The 5,562-nt window shown below is 73.4% G+C and carries 4 protein-coding genes; 1 reads left to right on the top strand and 3 read right to left on the bottom strand.

Annotation, left to right across the window (positions count from 1 at the left end):
• Positions 1 to 70 precede the first annotated feature (70 nt).
• A complete protein-coding gene (locus tag E1298_RS43590; RefSeq protein ID WP_207945204.1) occupies positions 71 to 1,264 on the top strand; it encodes an MFS transporter in 1,194 nt (397 codons plus the stop codon).
• A 99-nt stretch (positions 1,265 to 1,363) separates the two neighbouring features.
• Here the strand turns inward: E1298_RS43590 and E1298_RS43585 are convergent, their stop codons facing one another.
• From E1298_RS43585 to E1298_RS43575, 3 genes are all read right to left on the bottom strand, one after another.
• Positions 1,364 to 3,865 (bottom strand): ABC transporter permease, encoded by a 2,502-nt coding sequence (locus E1298_RS43585; protein ID WP_243726206.1) that lies wholly within the window; start codon positions 3,863 to 3,865, stop codon positions 1,364 to 1,366.
• Entirely contained in the window at positions 3,862 to 4,701 is an 840-nt protein-coding gene (locus E1298_RS43580; RefSeq protein WP_131903249.1) for an ABC transporter ATP-binding protein, read from the bottom strand. Before E1298_RS43580 ends, E1298_RS43585 begins: the two co-directional genes overlap by 4 nt.
• A 292-nt stretch (positions 4,702 to 4,993) precedes the next feature.
• A partial coding sequence (locus E1298_RS43575) for a LuxR C-terminal-related transcriptional regulator (RefSeq protein WP_131903248.1) occupies positions 4,994 to 5,562 on the bottom strand: 569 nt, incomplete at its 5' end.

The raw sequence follows: 5,562 nt of genomic DNA, 5'->3' as shown, positions 1-5,562 counted from the left end.
TGTATAAGAGACAGGGCCGGAGCCGGCGCGGGCGGGGTACCGGCAGGCGCTGGGGGAGCCGCGGTTCCGGGTGCTGTTCGGGACGCGGACGCTGGCGATCGGGGCGGACACCCTCCGGATGATCGCCCTGGCGGTGCTGGTGTACGGGCAGACCGGCTCACCGATGCTGGCGGCGCTGGCCTACGGGATCGGGTTCCTGCCGCAGCTGGCGGGCGGGGCGCTGCTGGGGGCGCTGGCGGACCGGATGCGGCCCCGGCCGCTGATCTGGGGCGCGTACGCGCTGGAGGCGTGCGCGGCGGCGGTGCTGGGGGTGGCGGACCTGCCGGTGGCGGCGGCGCTGGCGCTGGTGGCGGCGGTGGCGTGCGCGACGCCGGTGTTCGCGGGCGCGTCGAACCGGCTGGTCGCCGAGGTGCTGGACGGCGACGCCTACGTGATGGGCCGGTCGCTGATGGGCATGGCGTCGGCGGCGGCGCAGCTGCTGGGGCTGGCGTTCGGCGGGCTCGCGGTGGCGGCGGTGGGCGCCCGGCACGCGCTGCTGGCGTCGGCGGCCGCGCATCTGCTGGCGGCGCTGCTGGTGCGGCTGCGGCTGCCGGACCTGCCGGCGCCGCCGGCCGCGGCGGGCGGCGGCCGGGGGTCGCTGGTGGGCGACACCTGGGCGCTGAACCGGCGGCTGCTGGCCGACCCGGCGGTGCGGGCGCTGCTGCTGGCGCAGTGGCTGCCGCCCGCGTTCGTCGCGGGCGCGGAGAGCCTCCTCGTCCCGTACGCGGGCGTCCGCGGCTACGGGGGCGGGACGGCGGCGCTGCTGCTGGCGTGCTCGGCGGGCGGGATGCTGCTGGGCAACCTCGCGGGCGCCCGGCTGCTGGGCCCGGCGGCGCGGGAGCGCCTGGTGGTGCCGCTGATGGCGGGGTTCGGGCTGCCGCTGGTGCCGTTCGTCCTGCCGCTGCCCGCCGCGGGCGCCGCCGCGCTGCTGCTGCTGTGCGGGTGCGGGTTCGCCTACGAGCTGGGGATCCAGCGCCCGTTCGTGGACGCGCTGCCCGCGGACGGGCGGGGCCAGGCGTTCGGGCTGCTGTCGACGGGCCTGATGACGTCGCAGGGCGTCGGCCCGGTGGTGCTGGGCGGCCTGGCGGAGGTGGCGCCGGTGGGGGCGGTGCTGGCGTGCGCGGGCGCGGCGACGGCCGCGACGGCGCTGTGCCTGCGCGGCGCCCTGGACCGCGCCCGCCGCGCCCGTCCCGCCGACCTGGCCGAACCGATCGCCACACCGTGACGGAGGCTCCCGCCGGAACGCCCCGTACGGCTGCCGGCGCGGCCGTACGGGGCGTTGAGGGCGCGGCGCGGGAGGAGGTGCGCCGCGGCGGGGAAGGGTCTACTCGGTGGAGATGGCCTTCAGGACGTCCATCCGGCCGGCGCGCCACGCCGGCCACAGCGCGGCCAGCACGCCGATCACGCCGGCGACCACCAGGTAGGTGATCAGCGACCCGACCGGGATGGACAGCACGCCGAGGCCGTCGTCCTTCAGCGCCCGCTGCAGCGCCGCGCCGAACGCCAGCCCGATGCCCATCCCGAGCAGCGCGCCGAACACCGCGATCACGATGGACTCGACACGGATCATGCGGCGCAGCTGGCGGCGGCTGATGCCGATGGCGCGCAGCAGCCCGATCTCCCGGGTCCGCTCGATCACCGACAGCGCCAGGGTGTTGACGACCCCGACAGCCGCGATGATGACCGACATGGCCAGCAGGATCGACACGAACGTGATGAGGACGTCGACCTGCTTGCTGGCGTCCTCCTTCAGCGCCGTCTGGTCGGACACCTTCAGGTTCGGGTAGTCCTTCAGCGCCCCCTCGATCGCCGTCTTGGTCGCGGTGTCGGTGCTCGCGGTGTCGACGATGACGGCGTCGGCGGCCGGCGCGGTCGTGTGCGCCCGGTACACCTGCTCGGAGATCAGCGCCCCGCCGATCAGGTCGCTCTTGGCGTAGATCCCCGCGAGCGTCAACTGCTGGGTCCTGCCGTCGGGGAACTGGGCCTGGACGGCCGCGCCGACCTTCCAGCCGTGGTCCTTCGCGTTCTTCTCGCTGACCATGAGCCCGGCGGCGCCGATGTCGGCGCTGCCCGAGACCATCTTCAGCCGCGCCGCCTTGACGAGCGCCGCCATGTCCCCCGTGCTGTACGAGGTCCGCTCACCGGCGATCCTCGCGTTCGCCGAGTACGTCGCCGACGCCGCCTGCACACCGGAGGTCGACTTGACCTTCCGGACGACCTCCGCGCCGATGCCCCCGCCGCCGTCCGGCTGGATGATGTAGTCGGCGCCGAACTGGGCGTCGATCTGCGCGTTGATCGAGGCCCGCATCGACGAGCCCATCACGTTCACCGTGGTGATCAGCGCGAGGCCGATCATCAGGGCGGAGGCGGTGGCGGCGGTCCGCCGCGGGTTGCGCAGCGCGTTCTGCTGCGCGAGCCGCCCGGGCGTGCCCATCAGCCGCGCGAACGGCGCGCCGAGCACCCGCACCACCGGGACGCTGATCACCGGCGCGAGCATCGCGACGCCGACGAACACCAGGAGCGCGCCGACACCGACCAGGATCATCGCGTTCCCGCCGGAGCCGCTGAGGCCGGCGCCGATGAGGCCCGCCCCGGCCAGGGCCAGCAGCGACCCGAGCGCGATCCGGATCCGCAGCGACCGCTGCGGCATCGCCACGTCGTCGCGCATCGCCGCGACCGGCGGGATCTTCGCAGCGCGGCGGGCCGGGAAGTACGCCGACACGACCGTGACGAGGATCCCGACCAGATACGAGGCGATCACCGGGGTCGCGGTGAACGTCAGGCGGGTGGTCCCCGTCCCCGACAGCGACTGCAGCAGCCACGCCAGCCCCGCGCCGGTCGCCAGGCCGAGGGTGGAGCCGACGACCCCGACCGCGACCGCCTCGCCGATCACCGCCCGCGTCACCTGCGGGCGGGCCGCGCCGATCGCGCGCAGCAGCGCCAGCTCGCGGGTCCGCTGCGCGACCAGCATCGAGAACGTGTTGAAGATGATGAACGCCCCGACGAAGATCGAGATCAGCGCGAAGACCAGCAGGAAGATCCGGAAGAAGTTCATGAACGACGCGACGTCGCTCTTGGTCTCCTCGCGCAGCTTCGTGCCCGTGACGGCCTCCATGCCGCCCGGCAGCACCTTCGACACCCGCTCGCGCAGCACGTCCTCCGACACCCCGGACGCGCCCATCTCGATGTCGGAGAAGTAGCCGGGCTTCAGCATCAGCCGCTGCGCCGTCGGCGTGTCGAACGCGGTGACGGTCGCGCCCATCAGGTTCCCGGTGTCGATCAGCCCGACGATCCTCATCTGCCGGGGCGGACCCGACGTGACGACCTTCACCGTGTCGCCGACCGCGAACCGGCCCTCCTTCGCGCTCTCGGCGTCGATGACCGTCTCGGCGGGGCCGCGCGGCGCGCGGCCCGACTTCAGGTCATAGGACCCGGTGGCGTTCCAGTTCGTGCCGATCTGCGGCGGGCCCTGCCCGCCCGACCCGATGATCTTGCCGTCGCGGCCGACGACGGCGGCGTACCCGTTGACGTTGCCGACCGGGTTCTTCACCCCGTCCACGCCCCGCACGGCCTTCAGCACCGACGCCGGCACCGGCTGCGCCGCCGCCCCGTCGTCGTCGCCGGAGTCCACGACCTTCTTCGCCCGCACGTCCACGGCCACGTTCTGGCCGATCCGGCTGAACAGGTCGTCGAACTGCTTGTTCATCGTGTCGGTGAAGATCAGCGTCCCGGCCACGAACGCCACGCCGAGGATCACCGCGACGGCCGTCAGCACCAGCCTGATCTTGTGCGCCGCGAGATTGCGGAGCGTGACCTTGCCCATCATCGCGACGCGACCCCCGGCCCCTGCGCGACCGCGCCGGGAACGCCCGCGCCCGGACGCGGACCCGCCTCGAAGCCCTTCATCCGCTCCAGCACCCGCGCCGCCGTCGGCTCGGCCATCGTGTCGACGATCTGCCCGTCGGTCAGGAACAGCACCTGGTCGGCGTACGCGGCGGCGGACGGGTCATGGGTCACCATCACGATCGTCTGGCCCATCCGCCGGACCGAGTCGCGCAGGAACCCCAGCACCTCCGAGCCCGAACGCGAGTCCAGGTTCCCCGTCGGCTCGTCCGCGAAGATGATCTCCGGGCGGGCGGCCAGGGCCCGCGCGCACGCCACCCGCTGCTGCTGGCCGCCCGACAGCTCCGTCGGACGGTGCTTCAGCCGCGGCCGCAGCCCCACCGTGTCGATCACCGCGTCCAGCCACTGCCGGTCGGCCTTGCGGCCCGCGATGTCCATCGGCAGCGTGATGTTCTCCAGCGCCGTCAGCGTCGGGACGAGGTTGAACGCCTGGAAGATGAACCCGATCTTGTCGCGGCGCAGCCGGGTGAGCTGCTTGTCCTTCAGCCCCGTCAACTCGGTGTCGCCGATGTAGGTCTCGCCCGAGTCCACCGAGTCGAGCCCCGCCATGCAGTGCATCAGCGTGGACTTCCCCGATCCGGACGGGCCCATGATCGCGGTGAAGCGGCCGCGCGGGATCCCGACGGTCACCCCGGCGAGCGCGACGACCTGGGCGTCCCCGCGCCCGTACACCTTCGCGATCTGATGGGCCCGTGCGGCGAAGTCGCCCGCCCCCGGCGCGATGTGCGCGTCAGCGGTCGATGGGGCGGTGTTCGTCACGTGAACTCCCCTGTCTGAGATGAGAAACCGGAACTGGTCAGTGCGCGGACCCCGTTCGTCCCCCGGGTGATCCGTCCGTAGAAACAGTAGGAGCCGGGGGCTCCCGTGAGATGCACCCAGGGAATGGACTTGGCGCTCCATCCGTGGCAGGAGGGCCGGGCCGCCCCGTCGTCCTCCCGGAGTAGGGCCCCTGTGCCGAAGGACGGGGCTCAAGGACGCGGGGGAGCGGGTCCCAGAACGCCGGAAGCCGGCCCCCGCGGACGGGGACCGGCTTCCCTGGCCGGGAGGCTCCTCAGGTCTGCCCAGGACGGCTCAGGCCCGTCTCGTACGCGTACACCACCGCCTGCACCCGGTCGCGCAGCCCCAGCTTCGCCAGCACGTTCCCCACATGCGTCTTCACCGTCGTCTCGCTCACCACCAACTCGGCGGCGATCTCCGCGTTCGACTGCCCCCGCGCCACATGCGACAACACCTCCCGCTCCCGCTCGGTGAGCGTGCTCAGCCCCGGCGGCGGCGCCGAGTCCCGCACCGCCGGCAGCCGCGTCGCGAACTTGTCCAGCAGCCGCCGCGTCACGCTCGGCGCGACGATCGCGTCCCCGGCCGCGACGATCCGGATCGCCTGCACCAGGTCCTCGGGCGGCGAGTCCTTCAGCAGGAACCCGCTCGCCCCCGACCGCACCGCCTCGATCACGTACTCGTCCAGATCGAACGTGGTCAGGATCAGCACCCGGGGATCGTGCGACGCCGCGCCGTCCCGGATGATCCGGCGGGTCGCCTCGATGCCGTCGACGCCCGGCATCCGGATGTCCATCAGCACCACGTCCGGCAGCATCGAGCGGGTCATCTCCACCGCCGCCGCCC

This window comes from Actinomadura rubrisoli, assembly GCF_004349215.1.
GTDB classification, from domain to species: Bacteria; Actinomycetota; Actinomycetes; order Streptosporangiales; family Streptosporangiaceae; genus Spirillospora; species Spirillospora rubrisoli.
This window is presented reverse-complemented; position numbering and strand designations above follow the sequence as displayed.